Consider the following 24,156-nt stretch of genomic DNA (forward strand, 5'->3'; position numbering starts at 1 on the left):
GATATATTGAAATCATATCGCACCATTATGACTGATTCAATCATTTTTTATGATTTTATCAATCATTTTATAAAGAACCTATTCAGTCTGGACGCCATAGCCTTCCGGAATGACTTGAATCCAGGTCTGCCCCGGGAGCATCTCGGCCTCCTGACCGTTGATGTAACCGCGAATCACGCCGTTCTTCAGCTCCCAGGTGACCTCCTGCATCCGGCCTGCCTGGATCAGATAGCCTTTGCCCTGGCCCCGGACATCCACGGCGCGTCTGCCTGCGTTGTCGAGCACCTGATGCTTGCTCTCGCAGACGAGAATGTTAGCCGCCGTCAGCTGCTTCCCCGTTTCCTTGTCAAGATGGGGTTCACCCTCCATGAAGCGTTGGTACAGGCCGGTAACCGCATCGTATACGTACGAGACGTTATAGCCCAGCAAGTAGTTCATGGTCACCTTATTCGCGGCCGTCCCTGCTTTGGCGGCAGTGCCGGCTCCAGCTTGCGGCGGTGCCGACGCTCCGGCAGGAACCGAGGCCGCAGCTGCCGTTCCAGCGAAGGTGAAGGCCGCCTCCGGCGCCCGCCACTGCTCGCGGAACTTTTTATTCACTGCGCCTTCGCGGATCTTCTCCAGGCTCGTATACAAATTATGCGGCATTTTCCGCTCGCTGGACCGCCAATAATAAGCGCCGTCCCCGTACACCTCGTCCAGATGGTTGAGCTTGTGCTCCGCCATCAGGTCCATCGCGTCCTGGCTCCAGCCCGCATGGACGATCACGGCGTCGAGCGCTTCGCCCAGCTCGACGAAGTACGGCCGAATGCTGCGCACCGGCCCAATCACCTTCGGCGCCTGCGCCTGGTATACCGCCACAAAGCGCGTCACCTCGCCTTCGGCCAGGATCTCGTAAACGAGATCGGCCTGGTCGAGCCCGCTTTGCGGCCGCGCCTGCGGCGCGTTCTCTACCATGACCGCCACCGGCCGGTCATGAACGGGCTTTGCGCTGACCTGGCCCGTCAGCGGGAAGCGGTACGCCGGCTGCTGCACTGCCGCCGGCGTGGATGGCGCGCCCCCTCCCTGCGGGGCAGCCGCGGGGGCGGGAGGCTCCTGGACGCCCGTGGCAGGGGCGTCGCCGCTTTGGCAGCCGGCCGCGGTGCAGGCCAGCAGAGCGCCCGCCAGCGCGAGCGCCCAGCCGCGCCGGGCGATGCCGCGCAGAGCCGGGCGGCGTTGTTGTAATCTCATAACCATCTCTCCTCTCTGCTTGGAAGTAGTCTATTAAACTATATTTTACCAGTACTTGGAATAGAATAGAAATGCTGCCGCTTCTCAAATAAACCACCCTTCCATCCAGAAGCCCGCCACATTCCAGATGCAAGACGGCTTCACTACGTTCCTAATAACCTGTGTATCCTGCATTGCAAATCGATTCCGTCCCAAAGCTCCTCGACTTTTGCAAACTACACCATCGCAAGGCATGCCGAAAAGCCGGGTCTCAAAGTGACCCGGCTCAGCTGCCACCGTCAGCGGCTTATTTCATAAACAAACGGATGACATACATAATCCCCGACAGTACGATACTGACGACAATACAAGTCACCACAGGAAAATAAAACTTGACGTGCTCCTTCTCCACCACAATATCGCCCGGCAGTCTGCCGAGCGGAAGAAGCTTGCTTCCCGCCGCCCACAAAAGGCCCAGCACAATCATGACGGCGCCCCCGACAATAAGCAGCTTGGCTATCGGATTCATCGGTTCAAGAGGCCTCCTTTCCATCTATGGAAGTATCCGTCTGTAGAATGTATCTAGCTCTAGTATACCTGCCCGCATCCGAAAGATAACCCTCCATTTTGGAAAAGCACCGCCGAAGAACGGGGCCTAAGCGGCATCCGTATTGTGCAAAAGAACGCCTGGCATGGCACTCCCGTGCATGCAGCCCCGTCTGAGGCAACCGTACCGCTCCATTGCCGCTATATAGCTGCTTTAAGCGGCACGAACGAGGTTCGTCCTGCGCAGGATGTATAAGCAGTTCCACAGCGAATATTGGCCCTGCAGCCCCTGCTCCGGCCTGGCAGCGATCGTTACCAGCAGAATAATATGGAACGCCAAAGCCCCCGTCCGTCGGAGAAATCCGATGAACAGGGGCTTTGGGCCTTTAGATCGAATAATTCGATTAGATCGAAGCCAAGATCGCGCGCACTTCTTTGCCGTACTGCACGAGCAGCTCTTTGGACTCGTATTTGCAGCTGAAATCCTCGACGCCCAGGTAGCCGTCGTAGCCGATTTCCTTCAAGTCCTTCAATACTTGCTTCCAATTCACGATACCTTCCAGGTTCGGCTCCCAGTAGGAAGTCCAGGCTTGCGAGCCATCCTCGCGAACCTCTGTCTTTTTCCAGCCTGTATTTTTGATGTGCACATGAGCCAGGTAAGGACCAAGCAGCTCCATGCCCATACGATAGTTCTCATAGCCTTCATGAACCATGTTGCCCGGATCGAACAGCACGCCGATATGGTTCGGATCGAATTTGCTGACCAGACGGTAAGCCGCGGATGCGCTGGCCGCAATCGTATTATGGTGCGTTTCCACCAGACATTTGATGCCGTACTGCTTGGCCAGCTTCTCAACGCCTTCCAGGTATTGAATCTCAAGCTCGAACAGCTCGTTAAAATGCTTCGAGCCATCATAGTTCGGCACTCCTACGCGAATCATGCTTGCACCCAGCTTCTGGGCTACCTGCAGCACGCGCTCCGTAGCGGCCAGATCGCCCGCTTGCAAATATGGCGTTACGCTAACCGCCTGCAAACCGTTCGTTTGAGCGGCTTGGACGAATTTCTCCAGCTCGGCATCCGTTGCGGAAGGATCGATGGAGCAGAGATTGTTGCGCCAGAAGGACGGCTTCTCATCTTTAAGCTCAGGTGCGACTTCTTTAAAACGCCATTCGATTCCGTCAATCCCCGCTTCTTTGGCGGCAGCCGCCAGCTCTTCAGGGGTCAGATCAGGTGTAACTACAGTAAACACGGATAGTTTCATGGTTGAACCTCCAGCCTATTTTTAAACTTCATATTAGCTTGTCGTTTCTACTTAAAAGTATAACAGGGGTTCGATTTTTTATCTATGTTAACGTGAACATTCGCAATTTTCAGATTATTTAAAAGGGGACAGCGCTGCTTTTCCATGAGCCTGCCAGCAAAAAAATCCCCCCTGCTTGTCCTGCAAAGCAGCCCTCGCCGGGCAGCCGAACAGCCGCAGTACCTGCGCTCTGCCGCTCTCAGCACGCACCCAAGCGTAGGGTTCGGCCGGCTCGACCGGCCGCCACGCAGAGCCGCAGCAGCGCTCGGGATTCGCTCCCCGTGAAGAACCTTCGCTCTTCCTGCTTCTCCCGTTTCTTTTCACCAGCATGCCGGCCGCTCCAGAGCTGCCGGTTATTGTCGCAATCTCTGCAATGGCTACTTCTCATTACATGGCCATTAACATTCCACACCAGCGCCCTTTCCACTTTTGCCGCGTATGGCCTTCGCCTGCTCCGCCTTCAGCTTCACTGTCATTGAAACATCCATGCCGCAAGGCTTAGCGTCCGGTTCTGATATTCCTGATGCAGCCGCCGCGCCTTGCGTTTGCCATCCGCCGCTCCCATAGCGATAAATAACGGCAGCAAGTGTTCCCCGCTCGGTACGGCGTCCGAGACATAAGGCGCTCTGCGCTCATAATCGAACAGCGCCTCCAGATTCCAGACCTGGATATGCTCAGCGAGCCATCTGTCGAAAGCGATCGCCCAGGCTTCTCCGCCTGTCGTTTCCCACTTCAGCTTGGCCAGATTGTGCACGGTTCCTCCGCTGCTCAGGATCATGACGCCCCTTTCCCGCATCGGCAATAAAGCTCTGCCGATCCGGTACTGCTCCTCCGGAACCCGATTCGGATTGACCGACAGTGCGATAATCGGCACGTCCGCATTCGGATAAAGAAAACGGAGAACCGACCAGGCCCCGTGATCCAATCCGCGCTTTTCATTCAGCTCGCAGCGAATGCCTTCAGCCGTCAGCAGCTCTTGAATCTCCAGACTAATCGGGAGACAGCCCTCCGCGGGATAAACGATCTCGTACAAAGGCTCCTCGAAGCCGAAAAAATCATACATCGTTTCCGGCCGCGGCGCACTCGAGATGAGCTGCACGGCGCTTTCCCAATGCGCGCTGACGACGACGACGGCCTGCGGCTTTGGCAGCAGGATCCCTATATTGCGCAGAAATCGGGTATATGCATTGTTTTCCAATGCCAGAGAAGGCGTGCCATGGGCGACAAACAAGGTGGGGTACATGAATAGGCCGGCTCCTTTTCAAACGAATTTCGGTCATTTACGAATATGCTATCTACATACTTATACGCGCGCGGGTCGATCCATGCCTGTTTCGACCCGAACCGGCGTTGACAGCCGCTGCCTCTTGCCGGAAAGTTTAGCCGGAAAAGCTGCCCCGCCGTACGGGCAGCCAAGCCTGAAGTAACCCTCACGGCGCCTGCCTGCAGCCAAGTCTGCATTCCCGTCAACGTTATCCTTTTATTTTACTCTAAAAAAAGCTCCAGCGCGGCTAAAGCGCCGAAAATAAACGAAGAGTATGGACCGCTTCTATAATCAACAAAGCATTGATTAGAGGCGCAAGCCAGTCGGTCGAACTCCACATACCGGCTTTGATCCGCTTTTATTTGCCCGCGCTGCCATATGGCCTGCGCCTGTTTTTGATACAATAACAGCAGGGAAGCCGAACATCCGGCATGAAAAATTCGCCAATCTGTCGCCCCGTGCTATAAAAACCGGGCGGCCTCCGTCTTATGTATAGCTGCAGCTGAAAGGAGGATAAATCCATTGGAACCAACCGCAACAACCGATTTTTTTCGCGAAACGTTTTATATACATTACCCAACGGTGCGCCGCAAGCTGATCGGGCTTATCCGTGATGAGGCGGCCGCCGAGGATTTGGCACAGGAGGTGTTTTTACGCCTGTACCGCAATCCGCCGGAGGAGCCTGCCACGATGGGCGCTTGGCTGCACCGGGTGCTGACACGCATTGCTTACGACTATTTAGAGAAAAAAGGCCGCGAGCGAGCGCTGCAGGAAAAGCAGACGCTTAACCTGCTCAGCGTAGGCGACGGCGGGCAGCAGCCCTCCAACGAGCAGCTGCTGATGCGGCAGCTCGATCAAGAAGAGGTGCGCGAATGGCTCGACGAGCTGCCGGAGCGCGACCGCAAAGTGCTGCTGCTCCGCTATTCCGGCTACAGCTACGCGGAAATCGCCGAGCAGCTGCAGGTGAAGCCGCCGCTCGTCGGCACGCTGCTGCATCGTGCGACCGCCCGCCTTCGGCGTCATGTCGAGACGCAGGCGCAGGCCCAGCTGGATTAGCCTGGAGCCTGCCGGCCCGGCCGAAGCTATACAAGCCGGAGAAGCAAGGCAGGCAATCGAAGATGCCCGGAAAGCCTGCTCCTTGATTTGCTGTTCATTATCTTCGAGCAGCCGAACACTTTACTGGTGAAGCAGGCTATTGCAAACGCAAACTTTAGGAGGAAACAAACGATGAGCGAATATAACAAGACCGACCGGGAGCTGACCGACGACGCTTGGTCCCGATTACAAAATAAGCTGGCGCAGGAGCCGAAAGCGGAGCAGTGGTCCCGCTGGTCGGAAGAGCGCCCTGCAGAACAGCCCCCGCTGGCAGCAATGGCTTCCGCGACGGCTCTGCCGCTGCTGAACGCGGCCGCGGAACCTTCTGCCGCAAGCGGCCCGGCCTTGCATGGGCTGACCGCCGAGCCGAATACGGCGGCGGTAGGCGATTCCGCCAAGAAGAGCCGCCCGGCCCTCGGCTGGATGCAAAAGCATAAAAAATGGATCGGCGGTGCCGCAGCCGCTATCGTACTGACCGTCGTCATCGCTACCCCTTCGGGGAACGAGGCGCTGGCCGCTATCCTGAACAAATTCCGGATGCAGCAGGTCACCGTAGTGCAGGAGAACGATTTGACGGCGATTCTGAACGGGGCCTTCGAAGACGGCAAGTCACGGGAAGCCGTCAACAAATTCGGCACGTTTACTCATGCTTCTGGTACAGCCTACGGAGAAATGAGTATTGAGGAAGCCTCCAAGAAGCTCGGACATAAGGTATTCATCCCGAAGGAATACGATGCCGCAAACCGCTCCCTTTATGTCTCGCCGTCCAGTTCGATTACTTTCAAAATGAATGTGGATGAGGTCAACAAGGCGATGAGCCGTCTCGGCGCGACAAAGCTTCTTCCCGTTTCGGTAAACGGAAAGCCGATTACGCTGGAAACCGGGGAAGCCGTTCATCTGTATGTACAGAACGATGCCGCGGATAAGCGGTCCCTGGCTACTCTCTGTCCCAGCAGCCTGTACCGACCCTTACGGTGGATCCTTCCATCCCGGTTTCCGAAGCGCTGGATGCGTTACTGCAGTTCCCGATGCTTCCGGAATCGTTGAAGGAAAGCTTGCAGAACGCGAATGTGCTGAACGGCGGCGCCATTCCGATGCCGGTTATCGCAAACGGACAAACCAAGAAAACGAGCGTCGACGGCCGTGACGTCATTATTATCACTTCCAGGTACGGCAAAGAAACGGCCTACAGCGCCACCTGGGTAGACCGCGGCCAGCTGCTGCGGCTGGACGGCGGCAACGCCCTGCCTACCCGCCAAGCGCTGCTGGATAAAGTATCGGAGCTGATCCGCTCGTGAAAATGAACACTCCCGTGATTGAGGCTCAAGGATTAAGCAAGGATTACGGCAACGGCCGCGGCTGCCGCGGCATTACGCTCTCGATCGGCACAGGGGAAGCCTTCGGCTTCCTCGGCCCGAACGGGGCCGGCAAGAGCACGTTCGTCAAAATGCTCGTCGGCTTGATCCGTCCTACGGGCGGCCAGGCTTCGATCATGGGCCATACCATCGGCACGCTGGAGGCACGCCGCCACTTCGGCTACCTGCCCGAGCTGTACCGGTATCAGGAATGGCTGAGCGGCGAGGAAGTGCTCGAGCTGCATGCCAAGCTTTGCGGCCTGGACCGTACCGCTGCCAAGAAGCGCATACGCGAGCTGCTCGATCAGGTAGGGATCGGGCTTCGGGGACGGGACCGCGTCAAGCATTACTCCAAGGGCATGCAGCAGCGTCTCGGGCTGGCCTGCGCGCTTCTGAACGATCCGCAGCTTGTCTTCCTGGACGAGCCCTCCTCCGCCCTCGATCCGATCGGACGCATGGAGGTGCGCCAGCTGCTGCAGCAGCTGCGCCGGCAGGGGAAGACGATCTTCTTGAACTCGCACCTGCTGGAGGATGTGGAGCTGCTCTGCGACCGCGTCGCTCTTTTGAATAACGGACAAATCCTGCACACCGGCACTGTGGCCGAGGTGCTGCAGGAGAAAACCCGCTGGCACCTTCGTGTCGGCGGGTTCACGCCGTTTGTGCTTCCCTGGCTGACGCAAATGACGGGAATCCCGATCGGCCTTGCCGCGGACATGCCCCTTCCGCCATACAGCGACGCCGTATGGCTTGAAGCGGAGTTGACGGACGACGAGCAGGCCGGCTGGCTGAACAGCCTTATTGTGGAGCAGGGAATGACCTTGTATGAAGTGAAGAAATCGAAAACAAGGCTCGACGAATGGTTTAAAAACACCTTATCCGGTCTTAGCCACAGGGGGGAACGCGCATGATGACGATCATCGGAATGACCTGGAAAGAATTGCTGCGCAAGCGCGTTCTGCTTCTGACGTTTTTTATGACGCTTGTTTTTCTGCTGGCCTTCTGGTTTGTTGCCGACACGCTCGGCGAAAGATTGGGCCGGGGCGAGCCGGCGGACCCCACCAGCATGAGCCATCTGATTGAGCTATACCAGATCGGGGCCATTACGCTGAGCCTCGGCTTCTTTTTCGGCGCTTTCGTCATCGCCTTCCTGTCCATCTTCAGCTCGTTCTCGACCGTTGCCGGCGAAGCGGAGCAGGGAGTACTGCAAGCGATGCTTCCGCGCCCGCTCGCCCGCTGGCGCTGGTATATGGGCCGCTGGATCGGCTATGTCAGCCTCGGCGCCGGCTATGCCGCCTTTTTGTTTATCGCCATACTGCTGATTACTAAAATTCATTCCAGCATTCCCGGGGATTTCGTTTCCCTGCTCAAATCGTTCCTGCTGTTCGCTTCCGTCGTACCCATGCTGGTGTCGGTATCCATGCTCGGCTCCTGCGTTTTTTCAGCAATCGGCAACGGCGTATTTATGACCATGCTGTTCGGTGCAGGCTGGCTCGGAGGCATGATCGAGAAAGTAACCTCCACTATGCAGCTGGAAAATAACACGACGCTGAAGCCGCTGCATCTGATTGCCGGTCTCATGTCCCTGGCCATGCCCGCCGATTCCATTCAGCAGCGGATGCTGGCGGAGATGTTCTCCCTGGCCGAGCTGCAGAGTCTCGTCCGGATCAATAACCTGGGTCCGCTTGGACTGGGCGAGATCCCCTCCAACGCTTTCTTGATCTACGCCGCATGCTATACAGCGGCTGCCTTGGCCGCGGGATTGCTCTTATTCCGGCGCAAAGATTTTTAACTGCGTCAGCAAAACGGTTGAGCAGAAGAAACAGAAAACAGCCGCAGTCACCGCCTCCAATGGAGGAGACGTGACTGCGGCTGTTTATCGTGATGCTCGGATACCTTTTACAGGTCCTTGCAATTAATTCAAATGCGGCTGCACCCAAGCCATCATATCCGCAAGCGGCTTGAAGCCTACGACGGAAGAAACCTCGACGCCGTTTTTGTATAGTTTCAACGTAGGAATACTCATGACGCCAAGCGATCCCGGAGTTTCCGGATTGTCGTCCACGTTCATTTTGGCAATGGTCAGCTTATCGCCCAATTGGCCGCTCATTTCCTCCAGTACCGGCCCAATCATTTTGCAAGTGACCGCACCAAGGGGCCCAGAAATCGACCAGCACGACACCTTCCTGCGAGATGGTTTCTTTGAAGTTTTGGTCTTCCACTTTGATCAATGCCATCGTAAACACTCCTTTTTGTAGGTCATAAAATATATATGTGAATCATGTTAGATCCGGTTAATCAATCGTCACTCGGCGTCCGCCTGTACCGAAGGAGGTTCCTCTATCCTTGCCGGTATGCGGCTTCGACTGGAACTGAACCATCCGAAGTGCGGAGTACAAGTCTTCGAACCAGGCTTTGTCGCGGGTCATCAGCGCCAGATCCATCATCGCTTTTAAATCCGCTTCGTCCATCTGGATTTCCTCGCTCATTTTCTCCAGCCGGGCCAGGGAGCTTTCGACGATCTCACCGACCGCTTCGGTATGATCGCATTGCGTCACGCGAACCTTCACCGTTCCGTAAGCGTCAACCGACTCTACGTAACCGATGAAACGTTCATCCTCCTTGGAGGTTCCGCTAACCCAATCGCCGTTGTGAATCCACATATTCATGGAATGTGCCATGCCTTCCACTCTCCTCTCTCTTATGCTTCTCCGTTACCGGATCAGCAGGCCCAACTGAAACTTTATCGATAACAGTTTGGGAACCACGAAGTGCAGCTGCACCTGCCGTTCTTAAGCTGCTACCTGCTGCTTATTACCCGCAACCGCCCATTTCAAAACATGGTTGTCATACTGAAACAAAAACAAGTACAGTTTGTCTGGAAAATCAGCAGCGGCTACTTGCTCTGCTGCTCCTTGCGGACTTGCTCCAGTACATCCCGTATCGTCCACTGACCGAAATAATCGATCAGCTGTTTCTCGGCTCCGGAAAAAATATGATCCATCACCGTGGCCATATTGCACGCGATCATACAATCCTGCTCCTCGTCGCCCGAGCACCAGCCCGGCTTGACGGAGCCCATGGAGGTCAGCCGGTAAATCTCGGCCAGCGTTACCTCATCAGGGTTACAGTGAAGCAGAAATCCCCCGCCGATCCCTTCCTTCGCAGCCACATAGCCCTGCTTGCGAAGCGTGGCCATCACTTTGCGAACGCGAGCGGGATGGGTACAGACATTATGGGCGATCATGTCGCTAGTTGCCATATGGTCAGGCCGATAAGCGAGGAGCACCAAACTATGAACCGCTATGGTAAACTCGCTATTCACTTGAATGACCTCCTGACGCAATCGCTAAAGGATCCGTGTTGTTCCCCTGCTTACTGTTATTATATTAATTACAGTTAATATTGTCAATAGGCGCACCGTAACCGCAGACGTAATGGATCCACGCTATATGCCGCGCGGCAGGCTTGCTACTGCAGCCATCCGTTCTTTTCGGCGATGCTGATCGCTTCAATCCGGTTCTTGGCCTCCAGCTTCTGCATAATTTCCGATACGTAATTGCGCACCGTACCTCCCGACAAAAAAAGCTTGCCTGCAATTTCATTCGCGCTCAAGCCTTGCGCCACCAGCTGCAGCACCTCCTGCTCCCGCTCCGTCAGCGGATTCTCCGCTTCCCAGAACGACAAGGACAGCTCCGGACTGATGGCTCTGCCCCCGGTCTGCACCTTGCGCAGCGCATTCCCCAGCTCATCGATAGGCGAATCCTTCAACAAATAGCCGTGGATACCCGCTTTCATCGCCCTTTGGAAGTAGCCTGTTCGGGAGAAGGTTGTCAGAATAACAACCTTGCACGGATGGTTCAGCTCTTTCAGCTTCTCCGCCACATCCAATCCGGTCAGCTTCGGCATTTCGATATCCATAATGCATACATCCGGACTTAGCTCCAGAATCAGCTGCAGCGCCTGTTCCCCGTCCTCGGCCTGCCCGACGACCTCCACATCGTCCTCCAAATCCAGCAGCGCGCTCAGCGCCCCGCGCAGCATCCCTTGATCCTCCGCAACGATCACCCTCATCTCCCGGTATCTCCCTTCCTGATTCTTGGTATAGTCATATGCAGCGTCGTTCCTGTCGGCTCCCGTCCGTCATGGTCAGAGTCATGAACCGAGTGAAATTCCAGCTTCCCTTCGATCAGCTCCAAACGCTCCTTCATTCCGAGCAGCCCTCGGCCCGAGGAGGAGGCATGCGCCGTTTCTTTGCCGCAGCAGCTGCCGACGCCGTCATCGCTGATCGTCAGCCCGATCCTCTCGGGCATTGCGGTCAACTCAATCCTGCAGTGCTTTGCCTTGCTGTGCTTTACCACATTCGTAACGGCCTCACGCAGACACATTCCCAAAATATTTTGGATCAGCGGCGGTGCGTCCAGGCTTTCTACCGTGCCGCGAACCGTAAGACCGATCCCTGCCGCCGTCAGTAGCTGTTCCGCATGGCGAAGCTCCTGATCGACCGAGATCGCGTTCATCCCGGAGACAAGCTCCCTCACCTGCTTCAGTGCCGCCCTCGATGTGGCTTGAATGTCCTTAACCTCCTGGACGGCGCGCTCCGGATTTTTAGCGATCAGCTTTTCGGCCAGCTCGCTTTTCAGCGTGATGAGCGACAAGGTGTGTCCGAGCGTATCGTGCAGGTCGCGGGAAATGCGCTGCCGCTCCTCGTTCTTGATCAGCCTGGCTATTTCCTCATTGGCTGTGTTCAGCTTCTTCCTCAGCTCTTTCGCACGCATCCCCCAGCGCATAAGCATGGGGAGCGCGAACATCAGAATAGCAGAGGGCAGGAAGATGACCATTTCATCCGCGCTAAATTTATTCAAATGGTAGCCGACCACCCAAGCAAACAGTCCCAGCATGCTGCCCATCCCTACATAAAACTGCGTCAGTGAAGGGAGCAGGGCGATCAGCGGAGCGCAATAGAAGCCCAGGAACCAAAAATTCAAATCATAGTAGATGCAGAAATAAATGATAATAGCCATCATCAGCAGTACATATGCCAGCCGGCGCTTTACATCCCAATAGGCGATAAGCGTCGCCGCTATAAATACGGAGAGAACCGCAAGACCGACCCACATCTGGTGAGCCGGCTGCTGTAAAATGCTATAGATCGGCGAAATCAAATAAACAAGCCACACCATTTGGAAGATGCTGGAGCCTTTCTCGAACGGCCGCATCTTTTTCTCTTGTTTCATGCTCAAACCGCTTCCTGTCGTTTCATGATATACGATGATAGTACCATAAAAAGAAGCACGTATGCCGCAAGTACCGTGACTCCTATCCAATCGACCGCTCCGCCGCCGATGATGTTCCAGGCGCCTTGGCCGTAACGGTAAGACGGAAGCCAGAGCGCTATTTTTTGCATCAGCACCGGCATCGTCTGCATCGGCATCCACAGGCCCCCGAGCGCCGACATCGCCATAAACAGTATTTGCGAAATGACCTGAACGGCCTCTACGCTGCGAATCGTCCCTATGAGCGTCCCGAGCGCCAGAAAGGGCATCACCCCGAGCCAGATCCAAAGTCCGCTGCCAATCCACTGCCACGCCGTTAAATGAACGCCCCGAAACAGCGCCCCGATCAGGAACATCAGCACGATCGTGCCGAGATTAAGCACGAGCTGGGCGGCTATTTTTGAAAAAATATACGTTGCCGTCGGCAGCGGCGTAATTCGGAGCAGCTGCACCCAGCCCTGCCTTCGTTCCTGTGCGAAACGAATGCCGATCGTATTCAGGCTGCCGCCAATAACTCCGAACACCGTCATGGACATCAAATAGTACGCCTTCCACTCCACACCGCCTATATCTGTATCGGCATCAATCGTGCTGGTAAAAATAAAGTAAAAAATAATCGGCATCAGCAAAGCCATCACGACAAATTTGCGATTGCGGACCGTTCTCAGCAGCTCCGCTTTGCATTGAGCCAGCATTGCTTGCATGGATATCCCTCCTTAGTATGGATCGGCATGGATGAATCATTCCATCCGGTAGGCTTGTAAAAGCTCAGGAACCGCTTCAGCTGCGGATCAGCGACTGAAACGCATCCTCCAGCCCGCCGCTGTATACCTCGATATCCTTCACATCCAGACCGGATTCGACGATAGCCCAAAGGATACGGTCCGTATCTCCGCTCCACAGCTTTACCCGATTCCCCGTCCATTCGGCTTGAATTACGCCGGGAAGCAGCTCGACTTCTTCCTTGCTTACCTGCGGCGAAGCCGTAAACGAGACCATTCTCCTGTTCGTCGAAGCTTTAATCTCCGTCGGCGTACCGTCAGCAATCAGCTTGCCTTTGTTCATCACGATCACCCGATCTGCGATCGCATCCGCTTCTTCAAGATAATGCGTGGTCAAAATAATCGTCCGTCCGCTGCCTGCCATGGCCCTGGACCGTGTCCCAGAACAGCTGACGCGATGTGACGTCCATCCCGACGGTCGGCTCATCGAGAAAAAGCACCGCCGGGTCCCCTGCCAGCGCCAAGGCAAAGTTCAGTCTCCTTTTCTGACCGCCGGATAAGGCCGACGCCATCTTGCTCCGCTCTGCTTCCAGACCCGAAACCTTGAGCAGCGTATCCAGCGGCAGCGGGTTCGTATAATAGCTTTGGAATAGCCCGATCGTTTCTTCCGCCTTCAGCCCGTCGATCACATTCACCTCCTGAAGCATAGCGCCCAGCCGGTTGCGCACTTCACGATCCTGCGGACTTCCGCCCAGCAGCCGGATTGCTCCTGAGGTCGGCTGCTGCAGGCCGAGCATCATCGAGACGGTTGTCGTTTTGCCGGCCCCGTTAGGTCCGAGCAGTGCAATGACGCTGCCCTCATCTATCGTCAGAGAAAGATCCTCTACCGCCGTCTTTCCTTTAAACAGCTTGCTCACACGGTCTAACTGAATTACTGGCTTCATAGGATAATCACCTCGTTATCGTTGATAGATTCAGCTTACCTTTTTCGCAGCGGCGGCGGTATGCAACAATGTCATTTCTTTCATATGACGTTTGTCATCCGGGGCTTGTCCGCAGGCTCAACATGGCCTGGCCATGCAACTTTTGCAGAAAATGGTTCGTCTATAGTACGATAAGTAAGCTATGCAATTCAGTGGAAATCAAGATAGAGAGGATCCTGCATCATCATGACACAAAAGAAATCCATCGTAACCGCACTGCTGTTGGCTTCATCCCTGCTTCTGTTTACCGCTTGCGAAGACAAACCCGCTCCGGCCGGCGGTACGGCAGGCTCCACGCCTGAGGCGCAGAGCTCGTCCACCCCGGGAGCCGCGAGTGGAACCGCCGCTACTGGCACGAACGGCTCCACTGACGGCTCAAACGGCAGCACAGGCGCCGCTACGTCCAATACGCCTGCAGGAGACAAATCCGCCGCTTCTGGCAGCGGAACCGGCAGCGATAAAGGCAAGACCGGAGCCGATTCCGCAAAGGGCGGCGCGGAGCAAGTCGTGGCGAACCCGGAAAGCGTCACGGTGCTCGTGAACAAGCAGTACTCGCTCCCTTCGAGCTACGAGCCGAAGGATCTCGTGTACCCGAACGTGCCGTTCACGTTCAAGGAGCAGATCGAGAAGCGCAAAATGCGCAAGGAAGCCGCGCAGGCATTGGAGAAATTGTTCGCCGGAGCGAAAAAGGACGGCATCTTCCTAGCCGGCGTATCCGCCTATCGCTCCCACGCCACGCAGACGAGCGTGTATAACAACTACGTCAAAAAGGACGGCGAAGAGAAGGCCCGCACCTACAGCGCCGTTCCCGGTCACAGCGAGCATGAGACCGGACTCGCCATCGACGTGTCCGGCAGCGACGGCAAGTGTGCCGCGGAGGACTGCTTCGGCAGCACGAAGGAAGCAAGCTGGCTCGCCAAGCACGCATCCGAGTATGGCTTCATTATCCGTTACTTGAAAGGCAAGGAATCAATTACAGGCTATCAATACGAGCCTTGGCATATTCGCTATGTCGGCACGGAAATAGCAAAAGAAATCACAGCTAAAGGCATTACACTCGAAGAATATTTAAATGCCGTTCCGGTATCCAAATAAATCGCCATTACCCGGTAAAATTTAAACAGCCGGTTCAAACAAAAAAGCCCGGAACCCTCAGGGGCGTTCCGGACTGCACATTCCCTCCGTTCGCAGAGGCCACTGAAAAAGGTATCGCTCCGAGTACGGAACATTCTTCCGATCGCTGTTGTCCCTGGATTTCTTTGATTATATCCCGCTTGTAGCGGTTGAAATCCAAGGACAAAGGCGAACGCTTTCGCTTCTACAGAACGATTCCGCACGCTCCGCTAGTTTTTCAGTGGCCTCCGTTCGAGGCCACTGAAGAACTTACGTTTTTTCGGTGAGTCCAGGCGTTAGGCGAAAAAAATGCGGCACCTGTTCCGATTTTCTCGGAGGGTACCGCATTTTTCATAGGGCTTTACGCTATTTTTTAGTCAGCCAGTTTCAATATCCGCTTTAAGTTTACTGCGAATATGGCCATAGCTCCTTGTATCTGCATGCCTAACAGACCCGAGGACGTGGCTACGTCGTACCCGTGCCGGTGCTTAAGTTCGCTGTTTTTGGCCTCGATCTTGTACCGTTCTTTCGCCTTCTCTTTGAAATACTCCGTTTCCTGGAATGCCATCTGCTCGGCGTGCTCCCCGGATTTAATGCTCACCGAGTACGTTTTACTTTTAGAGCCCTCCTTGTAGCATCCTTCTTTGAAGGGGCATCGTTTGCATAGCTCCACATCGAAATAGTAAGTGTCCTTTTGGTTTTTGCTGATTCCCTTTTTTCCTGTCCGCGCTTTCCGAATCGCCATATGGCCTGCCTTGCATACATACATGCCTGCATCTTTATTGAATTCGAATTCATCTTCCTTTTTGCGCATACCCTGGGTGATTTGTGGGTTAAGCCGGGAGACGAGTTCAATCTGATTTTCCTTGCTGTATGCGATGTTTTCTTTTTCCGAATAGGCCATATCGCCAATTACCGTCTTTACATCCATGCCCGCAGCCTTGCTTTTCTCGATGAGCGATTGCAACTGCTTGCCATCGTTCTTCTCTCCGGTCGTTACAATTGCCGCCGTAATGATTCGTTCCTCACTCATGGCAATATGCGTCTTATAGCCAAAAAACGAGGAATCTGCACTCTTGTGGCCGACGCGCGCATCCTGATCTTGCGAGATGCGCAGTTGTTCTATGTCATCCTCGACGGTCTCTTTTAGCAGATTCAACGGTTCTGTAATCTTAGGCAGTTGGGCGATACCAAGCCCGGTTTCGGTAACCTCGATGAGCTTCTGGCAATAGTCGATCTCGGCCTCGAGCGTATCCACGGCGTTCTTGGCAGGTAGCTTCCCCTTCAGCGATTCGTCGATAGAGTAGATGGCTTTTCGCAATTTGCGGGAACGGTCCTGTAAAATCTCCCTCGGTGATTTCTGGTTATAACGGGCTTTTGTATGCGTCGCGTCCACGATGATGGAGGTGCTCGTTAAAATCCCTTGCGCAGTAGCTAGTTCAACTGTCTTGCCGATGAGCAGATCCAGCAGATCCATGTTTTTTAACCGCAACTTGCGGAACTTCGTAAGGGAGCTCGGGTCGATGACGGCTTCTTCCGGAGCCATCTGAAGGAAGTATTTAAAAGACATATCGTACCGGGAGCGCTCGACCAGATCCACGTCCGACACCTCGAAAATAGCTTTCAGAAGCAGATATTTAAACATCCGCAACGGATCGATGGCGTTACGGCCGTTGTCCAAACAGTAGTTAGCTTTCAATTCGTCGTAGACGAAGGAGAAGTCAACCAGCTCATTTATCTGGCGTAGCATGTTGTCTTTCGGCACGATGAGGTCATATAGCGCTGTGTATGGGCTTAATGCAAAAGAAAGTTGAGGCTGGAACATGGTCTTCACCCTTCCGACGTATTACTTTAAAGTATACAAGAAAAAAGGCACAGCGCCCTCAAAATATTGAGAGTCTGTACCTTTTCATTAACGGACTTTTTCAGTGGCCTCGCCGTTGGGTAATGGTGTTCTTCTGGCCTTATGACTTCACGTATGTATGCCCGACGGAAATTATCGCATTCAGCGACAACGTAGATAAGTTCAAGGAGCTTGGCTGCGATATCGTAGGCATCTCGGTGGACAGCGTCTATACCCACCGTGCTTGGATCAATACGCCGCGCGACCAGCAGGGCATCGGCCCGATCAACTACCCGCTGGCGTCCGACTTCAAGAAAGAAACAGCCAAAGCATACGGCGTGCTTGACGACGCTTCGGGCGCGGCGCACCGCGGTCTGTTCATTATCGACCCCGAAGGCGCAGTTCGCTACCAGGTAGTTACCGATATGAACGTCGGCCGCAGTGTCGAAGAAACGCTGCGCATTCTTGAGGCGCTTCAATCCGGCGGCTTGTGCCCGGTGAATTGGAAAAAAGGCGATAAAACACTCGGATAATTGCAGTGTCAAAAAAACCGGCATCCTAAGCGGAGGCCACTGAAAAACTAGCGGAGAGCACGGAATCGTTCTGTAGAAGCGAAAGCGTTCGCCTTTGTCCTTGGATTTCAACCGCTACAAGCGGAAGATAATCAAAGAAATCCAGGGACAACAGCGATCGGAAGAATGTTCCGTACTCGTAGCGATGACTTTTTCAGTGGCCTCCCTCCGTTCGCGAGGGGATTTTTTTCTTTAAATTTAGCCAGAGCGGAGTCTGTGACGCCCAGCGAGCGGAAACGGAGGTACAAGTACGGCGGCGGCGCGTTTTCTTTCTAACACAACTCACGCCGTGTAGTTGGATACCTCCAGCAAGTTTCCGTCCGGATCGCGGAAATAAACTGACCGAATCGGTCCCATCGCCCCTGTCCGGGTTACCGGTCCTTCTTCGACCTTCACTCCGCACGAGGCCAGATGGGCAATCACCTGCTCTACAGGCGTATCTGAGATAAAGCACAGATCGGCCGATCCCGCAAGCGGCGCGGCGGCTTTGGGCTCGAATTCACGCCCCTGCTGATGCAGATTGATTTTGCAGCTGCCGAACTGCAGCGCTTTCCTGTCGTCCCCGAATGTCACCACTTCCATTCCAAGCACTCGCGAATAAAAGAGACATGCTGCCGGGACATCGCGAACCGTAAGCACCAAATGATCCAAACGATCGATCTTCATCGTTATCACTCCCTGTATCTAACTTAGCTCTATTTCAGCCTAATGCTCTCCGCCTTAACTCTACTCCAGCTTGATGTTCTCACCTTAAGTCTATTTCAGCTTGATACTCTCCGCTTCCTGGGCTATTTCATCGTAAACGGCCAGCTTCTCTTTGGTAAGCGCAATAATGCCGTCCAGCTCGCGCCGTTTGGCCTCCAGCTCCGCCAAATGCTTTGTCAGGATAGCCGTCCGTTTATTTAAAGAGGGGGTCAGCTTGGTGATGTCTTCTCCCTGCTGAATTTTCTCCATCACGCATCCGTCCCGAAAAAACTCCGTGATTTCCTCAAGCGACATCCCAAGCTTTTTCAGCCCGTTCAAGCACTGGATGAAGGAGACCTCACTTTCCGTGTAGCGGCGGGCTAAGCCGTTTCTGTGCATCGGTCCCTTCAGCACCCCGATTTTTTCATAATAACGCAGTGTATAAGGGGTCAGTCCCGTCTTCTCCGATACCTGACTTATGGTGAGCATCGCTTCTTCACTCCTTCTCCTCTGCTGATCTCAACTCATCATACACCTTAGAGCTGGCTCGAAGTCAACTCTTTGTTCTGCAAAAAGAGTGCTTATTCCCCTCTTGACTTCGACTCGGCTCTAATTTGTAAGCTGGTGCTACTACCGAATCAGGAGGGATTTATTATGCGATTGAAAATGTACGCGATGCTGCTGCTGGTTTCCATTTTCATTGGCGCTTCGTTTAATCTGGCCGCCTATGCGGTCAACTATTTCTCTGCGCCGGCGGCTGCGGCTTGGAGATTCGGCTTGGCGGCCTGTATTGTGCTTCTTTTGCTATTGCTGAGGGAACGGATGAATCTTTCCGCCCTAAGGTCGAATTGGATTCTGTTTGTACTGCTCGGCATTCTCGGCGTCTTCGGCTTTAATATGCTTTTCTTCGAAGGGATGAAGTCCGCCTCGCCGCTCAACGGTTCCCTCATTATGGCTGCCAATCCGATGCTGTCAGCTCTGCTGGCCCGCTGGATTCTGAAAGAATCCTTGACCGTCCTTCAGGGAACGGGCATCTTCTGCTCGCTGCTCGGCGTGCTGCTCGTAATTACTCACGGCTCATGGCAGGTCATCAGCACGCTGTCCTTTACGACAGGCGATCTTCTTATTGCCGGAGGCAATTTGTGCTGGGCGCTTTACGGAGTGCTGAACCGGCGTTTCGTCCGGGGCTCCAGCAGCTTGGCAACCACCTCCTACACTATGGCTATCGGGGCCGCCTGTATGATTGTATTTGCTTCCGGGACACCGAATCCGCTGCCTGTAACGGCTATTCCGGCCGCCGCTTGGGGCGCTATCGTCTTCATGGCCTTGTTCACCAGCGTGCTCGGCTACTTATGGTGGAATGACGGCATCCACCTGCTCGGAATTAGCCGGACATCGATTTTCTTCAATCTTGTGCCGCTCGTCACTATGCTGATCTCGTTGGCTTCCGGCACCCCGATTACCGGTATCCAGCTGCTGGTGACCGTACTGGTCATCCTGGGCGTCATTATCGCGACCGTTTTAGCGCGGAATGCCGTTCGGGCGCCTGCTTCGTCTTTATCCGGACGTACAGCCAAATAGTCCTCCGTTTCCAGAGGCCGCCTGTGCCGCTCCTGCCGCCGGATCTGCGCGCCGGATTTGCGGTTGCATTTCCAACGCGCGCCAATCCCAGGGGCGCGTTGCGGCGCTGCGTGGCGGTCGGTCGAACCCCAAGCGGTCGTCGCGAAGCGCTCTCAGAACCACCCAACGCATCGGCTTGAAATAAGCCCGATCAAGCCGATGCCCCTCCGCCTTCGGCTTCTTTTTTGGGGGGCATGCTGCGGCTGCCCGACTTAAGTCCAGTGGAAGTCTGGACTCCCGCCCATTCTTGTGAGCAGCCCTCCCCCGTACAATGGAAGCAGAACATCCCCATAAGGAGACCTGCAATGAATAAATGGATGAATATCTCCGTCGCTGCCGCGGTGCTGGCCGTCAGCATGCTCGGCAGCGGCGATACTCGCGCCTTCGCAGCCAAGACTGCCGCGGCCGAATCAGCCTCCTTAACCCCTGCCCCGCTTCCGCCGCTCGATTTGCAGAAGATCCGTGATACGCTCTCAGGACTGCCCAACGAGCAGGCTACGGCAGCGCTGGTGTATGTAGGCACGCCTACAGATAGCTGGCTGGGGGCTTCAGGCGTCTCGGATATTCGCTCCGGGCAGCCGGCACGAGCGGACGGACGCTTTCGGATCGGCAGTATTACCAAAGTATTCACTGCAACCGTGGTGCTGCAGCTCGCCGCAGAGCACAAGATGGATTTGGAGCAGCCCGTTCAGCGCTACCTGCCGGATCTGTTTCCATCCGATTTTCCTCCCGTTACCGTAGGGCAGCTGCTGAATCACACCAGCGGGCTTCCGAGTCCCGTCCTGCCGGAAGAAGTCACGGAGGAAGACCTGCAGGAAATGAATTGGACTCCCGAGCAGGTCGTTCGCCTGGCCTTCAACAATAAGATGGAGTTTGAACCTGGCACCCGTCAGCACTACGTCAATATCAACTATTTTCTCGCCGGACTGTTAATTGAGCGGATCACGGGCAATCCGTATGAGCTGGAGGTTCAGCAGCGCATTGTGCAGCCTCTGCAGATGACGAATACATATATGCCCGGAAGCGATATTCGGATGACAGGCGTTTATACGCATGGCTATCAAGCGGTTGAACAGGAAGGGCATACCACGCTGGCGGATGCAACCGAAGGAAGCCCGTCGTTTACATGGGCAGCAGGCCAGATCATATCGACGACCTCCGATCTGAATACTTTTATGACAGCTCTATTCTCGGGGCAGCTTCTTCCGTCCGGCATGCTGGAGCTTATGTTCACCGTGCCCGAAGCACGAATGTGGACTGCCGACGGCAGCGATGCCGGAATGGCTAACCTGAGCATGGGGCTGATGCGGACGACGGTCCAGGGGATTACCTTCTGGGGAAAGACGGGAGCTCGTCCCGGCTACGGCAACGGTATGTTTGCTACCCGGGATTTGCAGCGCCGTCTAATTTACTCCGTTAATTCAACGGACGCCAAAGGCCCCGGCCAGAATCAGCTGGGCAGCCGAATCGGGATGGCAGCCTTCGGATTGAAGCAGCCTTAAGCCTTAATGCCGGAGAGCTGCATCGGCAGCAGCAAAAAAGGGAGCCGATCCGGCTCCCTCACGAAATGAGTTTATTTCATCAGCACCGGCGCATAACGCCGAAGCATATCCTCACAAATCCGATGATAATGATAAGTCCCGCTCTTGCTGATTTCAACAACGCCGCAGTCTGTCAGCTGCTTCAAATGATGGGACAGCGTAGATCCGGCCGTATGATTCAGCCGCTCTCCGATTTCCGTACAGCTTAATTGCTTTTCGTGGCACAAAAGCTGAACAATCTGCAGACGAGTCGGTTCCCCCAGCGCTTTATACACTTTTACCGCTTCTTGTAAAGAAGGGTTGTCCATTGACCCCGTCATGTTCATGTCCTCCGTTACTTGAATTAAAGATCCCTAATCAAAACGTATCATAACCGTCTTTACCTGTAAAGTAAACCGCTATGCGGTCTCTCTCCATTTTATGCCGCTGCACGCCGTTTGGCATCGTTTTTTCGTATGGAACCCCGCACGCAAGGAAATCCTAACCGGTAAAGCCATCTAACGTTCGGGGGGATCGGTATGGAGCGTTTTGCCTATTACTTTCACCATTACTGGTTATCTGCGGCCTTGATTGCAGGTATCATAGCAGCCATCATTCTCGTCTGCTTCTATTGGGACCATATTGTCATTAAAGGCAGCGGCCGCAAATAACCGGCGGGAAGAAGCCGACCGCGTCTACTCGGCATGCATAGAGCAGGGACCGCAAAGAGGCTTGAATTGACCAAGTCCCGCGGTCCCTACGCACTTTCAATAAAGCTAGATTACCGGTTGTCCACTTTCTCCGGATACAGATCATGATTCAGCAGGCGGTGCTCCGCCATCTGCTCATACTTCGTGCCCGGCCGCCCGTAATTGCAGTACGGATCGATCGAAATGCCGCCGCGCGGCGTAAACTTGCCCCATACCTCGATATATTTCGGGTCCATCAGCTTAATCAAATCGTTCATGATAATATTCATGCAGTCCTCGTGAAAATCCCCATGATTGCGGAAGCTGAACAAATACAGCTTGAGCGACTTGCTCTCGACCATTTTCTGGTCCGGCATATAGCTAATGTAGATGGTCGCAAAATCCGGCTGTCCCGTAATCGGGCACAAGCTGGTAAATTCGGGACAATTGAATTTAACGAAATAATCGCGGTACGGATGCTTGTTATCGAACGTTTCAAGCATTTCCGGCGCGTAAGTCATAGGATATGCGGTTTTCTCGCTGCCGAGCAGCTTTAATTCCAAATCATCTTGATTTCTTCCTGGCATAAGTGCAGCCCCTTTCCATACCCCATTGTACTCTGCCATCCCCGTCGTAGCAATGCCTTCCACGAAATGCCTTCTCGTTTGCCTATCCAAATGCAAGCCAGGTTGTTGACGAAACCGGCGGCTTGCTTAATAATAAATCGTAGTCAAACAAGCTGTGATAGGAGGCAAGTCCTTTGGATCAAAACATGGAAACCTTAATCGATTTATTCGATAAATATACGGACGAGCAGATCGCCGACCTCTCCGATTTCACTTATGAGAATCGTGAGATGTCGCGGGAGGAAACGCTGATCATCGTGTCTACCCTTCGCGCGTCCCGTATCGCAAGAGGCTATATAAACGGCGGGCGCAACCGTCCGGAGACCACAGAACCAACCGCTTGAATCATGCAAAAACGCAAAGAAACCTCCATGCTCAGCTCCCCTCAGGGAATGAACATGGAGGTTTCTTAAGCTTGAAGCTGGCACGGTAATGCTGCACGCTCGCGTGGGCTCTACCGAACGCCGCGCTGCCGGAGCTGCTTAAACAAGCGCCTTCAGCGCAATATCGCTGCGGCTATGCTTGCCTTGGAAGCGGATGCCTTCCGCAGCTGCGTATGCCTTCTGACGAGCCTCGGCGATATCTTTGCCAAGCGCAGTCACGCCGAGCACACGGCCTCCGTTCGTTACGATCTGCCCGTCCTTCAGCGCAGTGCCCGCATGGAACACGATGGCATCCTGCACCTCATTCAAGCCTTCGATCGGCAAGCCTTTCGGGTACGAGCCCGGATAGCCCTCGGAAGCCAGGATCACACATACCGCCGCTTCATCGCTCCATTGAATATCCATCTGTTCCAGATGGCCGTTCACGGCTGCGAGGAAGATGTCGAGCAGATCCGTTTGAAGCCGCGGCAGAACAACCTGCGTCTCAGGATCGCCGAAGCGCGCGTTGAACTCGATCGTTTTCGGCCCCTGCGGCGTAATCATCAATCCGGCGAACAACACGCCGCGGAACGGACGCCCTTCGCTCACCATCGCTGCAGCCGTAGGCTTGATAATCGTCTCGATCGCTTCGTCGATCACCGACTGCGGGATATGCGGAAGCGGTGTGTACGTCCCCATGCCGCCGGTATTCGGTCCTTTGTCGTTATCGAACACCGCCTTATGGTCCTGTGCGGGAACCATCGGTTTGACGACATGGCCGTCGACGAAGGAAAGAATGGACATCTCCTGGCCGCTCAGAAATTCCTCAATGACGACCTGATTCCCGGAATCGCCGAAAATGCGCGAAACCATAATATCGTGCAGCGCCTTCTCCGCTTCCTCCATCGATTGGGCTACCACAACGCCTTTGCCTGCAGCCAGTCCGTCCGCCTTGATAACGATCGGAATCGACTGCTTGCGCAAGTAGTCCAAAGCAAGCTCATAGTCGCTGAACGACTCGTAAGCTGCTGTCGGGATGTTATATTTCTTGAACAATTCCTTGGAAAATACTTTGCTCGATTCGAGAATCGCCGCGTTCTGGCGCGGTCCGAATACCGGAATTTTCTTCGCTTCCAGATGATCGACAATTCCCTCGGACAACGGATCGTCCGGACCGATGACAACCAGGTCCACCGCATTGTCCATAGCGAATTCAGCAATCTCCGCGAATTGGTTGACTTGAAACGGCACGCACTCCGCTACTTCGGCGATGCCGCCGTTCCCGGGTGCGCAGAACAGCTGCTGCACCTTCGGACTTTTTTTCAATGCCCAGCAAATCGCGTGCTCCCGGCCGCCGCCGCCCACTACTAATATCCGCACGG

Annotated in this window: 28 protein-coding genes and 2 pseudogenes; 11 read left to right on the plus strand and 19 right to left on the minus strand. The window is 54.7% G+C overall.

Features of this window, described 5'->3' with window-relative positions; all coding sequences use genetic code 11:
* Nucleotides 1-78 precede the first annotated feature (78 nt).
* The 6 genes from ACHHV8_RS29540 to ACHHV8_RS29565 form a co-directional block, all read right to left on the minus strand.
* Entirely contained in the window at nucleotides 79-1,233 is a 1,155-nt protein-coding gene (locus ACHHV8_RS29540) for a DUF3048 domain-containing protein (protein WP_395162856.1), read from the minus strand.
* 280 nt (nucleotides 1,234-1,513) lie between these two features.
* Nucleotides 1,514-1,735: a DUF2905 domain-containing protein gene (locus tag ACHHV8_RS29545; protein WP_395162857.1), complete on the minus strand. Its 222-nt coding sequence runs from the start codon at nucleotides 1,733-1,735 to the stop codon at nucleotides 1,514-1,516.
* A gap of 231 nt (nucleotides 1,736-1,966) precedes the next feature.
* Entirely contained in the window at nucleotides 1,967-2,092 is a 126-nt protein-coding gene (locus ACHHV8_RS29550; RefSeq protein WP_395162858.1) for a hypothetical protein, read from the minus strand.
* Nucleotides 2,093-2,156: 64 nt separating this feature from the next.
* Nucleotides 2,157-3,014 carry a sugar phosphate isomerase/epimerase family protein gene (locus ACHHV8_RS29555; protein WP_395162859.1) on the minus strand — a complete coding sequence of 286 codons (858 nt, stop codon included), beginning with the start codon at nucleotides 3,012-3,014 and terminating at the stop codon, nucleotides 2,157-2,159.
* Nucleotides 3,015-3,128: 114 nt separating this feature from the next.
* Entirely contained in the window at nucleotides 3,129-3,383 is a 255-nt protein-coding gene (locus tag ACHHV8_RS29560) for a hypothetical protein (RefSeq protein ID WP_395162860.1), read from the minus strand.
* A 142-nt stretch (nucleotides 3,384-3,525) separates the two neighbouring features.
* Nucleotides 3,526-4,296 carry a DODA-type extradiol aromatic ring-opening family dioxygenase gene (locus ACHHV8_RS29565; protein WP_395162861.1) on the minus strand — a complete coding sequence of 257 codons (771 nt, stop codon included), beginning with the start codon at nucleotides 4,294-4,296 and terminating at the stop codon, nucleotides 3,526-3,528.
* Nucleotides 4,297-4,839: 543 nt separating this feature from the next.
* On the opposite strand from ACHHV8_RS29565, the gene ACHHV8_RS29570 reads away from it, so the two are divergent.
* The 5 genes from ACHHV8_RS29570 (at nucleotide 4,840) to ACHHV8_RS29590 (ending at nucleotide 8,556) form a co-directional block, all read left to right on the plus strand.
* Nucleotides 4,840-5,373 carry a sigma-70 family RNA polymerase sigma factor gene (locus ACHHV8_RS29570; protein WP_395162862.1) on the plus strand — a complete coding sequence of 178 codons (534 nt, stop codon included), beginning with the start codon at nucleotides 4,840-4,842 and terminating at the stop codon, nucleotides 5,371-5,373.
* A gap of 171 nt (nucleotides 5,374-5,544) precedes the next feature.
* Nucleotides 5,545-6,459, plus strand: coding sequence for a hypothetical protein (locus ACHHV8_RS29575; protein ID WP_395162863.1), 915 nt, complete (start codon nucleotides 5,545-5,547; stop codon nucleotides 6,457-6,459).
* Nucleotides 6,441-6,710 (plus strand): hypothetical protein, encoded by a 270-nt coding sequence (locus tag ACHHV8_RS29580; protein ID WP_395162864.1) that lies wholly within the window; start codon nucleotides 6,441-6,443, stop codon nucleotides 6,708-6,710. The genes ACHHV8_RS29575 and ACHHV8_RS29580 overlap by 19 nt, the downstream gene beginning before the upstream one ends.
* Before the next feature lie 2 nt (nucleotides 6,711-6,712).
* Nucleotides 6,713-7,675, plus strand: a complete 963-nt coding sequence (locus ACHHV8_RS29585) for an ABC transporter ATP-binding protein (protein WP_395163661.1) — start codon at nucleotides 6,713-6,715, stop codon at nucleotides 7,673-7,675.
* Complete coding sequence (locus tag ACHHV8_RS29590; protein WP_395162865.1) at nucleotides 7,672-8,556, plus strand: ABC transporter permease; 885 nt, start codon at nucleotides 7,672-7,674, stop codon at nucleotides 8,554-8,556. Before ACHHV8_RS29585 ends, ACHHV8_RS29590 begins: the two co-directional genes overlap by 4 nt.
* A gap of 123 nt (nucleotides 8,557-8,679) precedes the next feature.
* Here the strand turns inward: ACHHV8_RS29590 and trxA are convergent.
* The 7 genes and pseudogenes from trxA to ACHHV8_RS29625 all read right to left on the minus strand — a co-directional run bounded on the left by trxA (nucleotide 8,680) and on the right by ACHHV8_RS29625 (nucleotide 13,706).
* Nucleotides 8,680-9,001, minus strand: a pseudogene (gene trxA, locus ACHHV8_RS29595) (thioredoxin).
* Nucleotides 9,002-9,058: 57 nt separating this feature from the next.
* Nucleotides 9,059-9,445 (minus strand): hypothetical protein, encoded by a 387-nt coding sequence (locus ACHHV8_RS29600; protein ID WP_395162866.1) that lies wholly within the window; start codon nucleotides 9,443-9,445, stop codon nucleotides 9,059-9,061.
* A gap of 215 nt (nucleotides 9,446-9,660) precedes the next feature.
* On the minus strand, nucleotides 9,661-10,089 hold the full coding sequence (locus tag ACHHV8_RS29605) for an RrF2 family transcriptional regulator (RefSeq protein WP_395162867.1): 429 nt from the start codon (nucleotides 10,087-10,089) through the stop codon (nucleotides 9,661-9,663).
* Nucleotides 10,090-10,235: 146 nt separating this feature from the next.
* Nucleotides 10,236-10,838: a response regulator transcription factor gene (locus ACHHV8_RS29610; protein WP_395162868.1), complete on the minus strand. Its 603-nt coding sequence runs from the start codon at nucleotides 10,836-10,838 to the stop codon at nucleotides 10,236-10,238.
* Nucleotides 10,835-12,001, minus strand: coding sequence for a sensor histidine kinase (locus tag ACHHV8_RS29615; RefSeq protein ID WP_395162869.1), 1,167 nt, complete (start codon nucleotides 11,999-12,001; stop codon nucleotides 10,835-10,837). Before ACHHV8_RS29615 ends, ACHHV8_RS29610 begins: the two co-directional genes overlap by 4 nt.
* Before the next feature lie 2 nt (nucleotides 12,002-12,003).
* Nucleotides 12,004-12,744, minus strand: coding sequence for an ABC transporter permease (locus ACHHV8_RS29620; protein WP_395162870.1), 741 nt, complete (start codon nucleotides 12,742-12,744; stop codon nucleotides 12,004-12,006).
* A 76-nt stretch (nucleotides 12,745-12,820) separates the two neighbouring features.
* Nucleotides 12,821-13,706: pseudogene (locus ACHHV8_RS29625) on the minus strand (ABC transporter ATP-binding protein).
* Nucleotides 13,707-13,931: 225 nt separating this feature from the next.
* On the opposite strand from ACHHV8_RS29625, the gene ACHHV8_RS29630 reads away from it, so the two are divergent.
* Nucleotides 13,932-14,840: a M15 family metallopeptidase gene (locus ACHHV8_RS29630; RefSeq protein ID WP_395162871.1), complete on the plus strand. Its 909-nt coding sequence runs from the start codon at nucleotides 13,932-13,934 to the stop codon at nucleotides 14,838-14,840.
* Between the two features lie 391 nt (nucleotides 14,841-15,231).
* Here the strand turns inward: ACHHV8_RS29630 and ACHHV8_RS29635 are convergent, their stop codons facing one another.
* Entirely contained in the window at nucleotides 15,232-16,683 is a 1,452-nt protein-coding gene (locus ACHHV8_RS29635; protein ID WP_395155790.1) for an IS1182 family transposase, read from the minus strand.
* Here ACHHV8_RS29635 and ACHHV8_RS29640 point away from each other — a divergent pair.
* Nucleotides 16,647-17,234: a peroxiredoxin gene (locus ACHHV8_RS29640; protein ID WP_395162872.1), complete on the plus strand. Its 588-nt coding sequence runs from the start codon at nucleotides 16,647-16,649 to the stop codon at nucleotides 17,232-17,234. The genes ACHHV8_RS29635 and ACHHV8_RS29640 overlap by 37 nt on opposite strands.
* Before the next feature lie 321 nt (nucleotides 17,235-17,555).
* Here ACHHV8_RS29640 and ACHHV8_RS29645 read toward each other — a convergent pair whose 3' ends face one another.
* Entirely contained in the window at nucleotides 17,556-17,939 is a 384-nt protein-coding gene (locus ACHHV8_RS29645; RefSeq protein WP_395162873.1) for a VOC family protein, read from the minus strand.
* 90 nt (nucleotides 17,940-18,029) lie between these two features.
* Nucleotides 18,030-18,446, minus strand: coding sequence for a MerR family transcriptional regulator (locus tag ACHHV8_RS29650; RefSeq protein WP_395162874.1), 417 nt, complete (start codon nucleotides 18,444-18,446; stop codon nucleotides 18,030-18,032).
* Between the two features lie 165 nt (nucleotides 18,447-18,611).
* Between ACHHV8_RS29650 and ACHHV8_RS29655 the strand changes: the two genes are divergently transcribed.
* Nucleotides 18,612-19,538, plus strand: coding sequence for a DMT family transporter (locus ACHHV8_RS29655; RefSeq protein ID WP_395162875.1), 927 nt, complete (start codon nucleotides 18,612-18,614; stop codon nucleotides 19,536-19,538).
* Between the two features lie 344 nt (nucleotides 19,539-19,882).
* Entirely contained in the window at nucleotides 19,883-21,079 is a 1,197-nt protein-coding gene (locus ACHHV8_RS29660) for a serine hydrolase domain-containing protein (protein ID WP_395162876.1), read from the plus strand.
* Nucleotides 21,080-21,150: 71 nt separating this feature from the next.
* Here the strand turns inward: ACHHV8_RS29660 and ACHHV8_RS29665 are convergent, their stop codons facing one another.
* The gene (locus ACHHV8_RS29665) at nucleotides 21,151-21,438 is read right to left on the minus strand and encodes an ArsR/SmtB family transcription factor (protein WP_395162877.1); all 288 of its coding nucleotides are present in this window, start codon (nucleotides 21,436-21,438) and stop codon (nucleotides 21,151-21,153) included.
* Nucleotides 21,439-21,636: 198 nt separating this feature from the next.
* Here ACHHV8_RS29665 and ACHHV8_RS29670 point away from each other — a divergent pair, with 198 nt between their 5' ends.
* Nucleotides 21,637-21,768 (plus strand): hypothetical protein, encoded by a 132-nt coding sequence (locus tag ACHHV8_RS29670; protein WP_395162878.1) that lies wholly within the window; start codon nucleotides 21,637-21,639, stop codon nucleotides 21,766-21,768.
* 110 nt (nucleotides 21,769-21,878) lie between these two features.
* On the opposite strand, the gene queF is transcribed toward ACHHV8_RS29670, so the two are convergent.
* Nucleotides 21,879-22,373, minus strand: a complete 495-nt coding sequence (queF, locus tag ACHHV8_RS29675) for a preQ(1) synthase (RefSeq protein WP_395163662.1) — start codon at nucleotides 22,371-22,373, stop codon at nucleotides 21,879-21,881.
* A 173-nt stretch (nucleotides 22,374-22,546) separates the two neighbouring features.
* On the opposite strand from queF, the gene ACHHV8_RS29680 reads away from it, so the two are divergent.
* Nucleotides 22,547-22,756 (plus strand): hypothetical protein, encoded by a 210-nt coding sequence (locus ACHHV8_RS29680; RefSeq protein WP_395162879.1) that lies wholly within the window; start codon nucleotides 22,547-22,549, stop codon nucleotides 22,754-22,756.
* Between the two features lie 138 nt (nucleotides 22,757-22,894).
* On the opposite strand, the gene purD is transcribed toward ACHHV8_RS29680, so the two are convergent.
* The gene (gene purD, locus ACHHV8_RS29685) at nucleotides 22,895-24,154 is read right to left on the minus strand and encodes a phosphoribosylamine--glycine ligase (protein WP_395162880.1); all 1,260 of its coding nucleotides are present in this window, start codon (nucleotides 24,152-24,154) and stop codon (nucleotides 22,895-22,897) included.
* Between the last annotated feature and the right edge of the window lie 2 nt (nucleotides 24,155-24,156).

Origin of the sequence: Paenibacillus sp. TAB_01 (assembly GCF_043945595.1) — a bacterium.
Taxonomy (GTDB): Bacteria; Bacillota; Bacilli; order Paenibacillales; family NBRC-103111; genus Paenibacillus_S.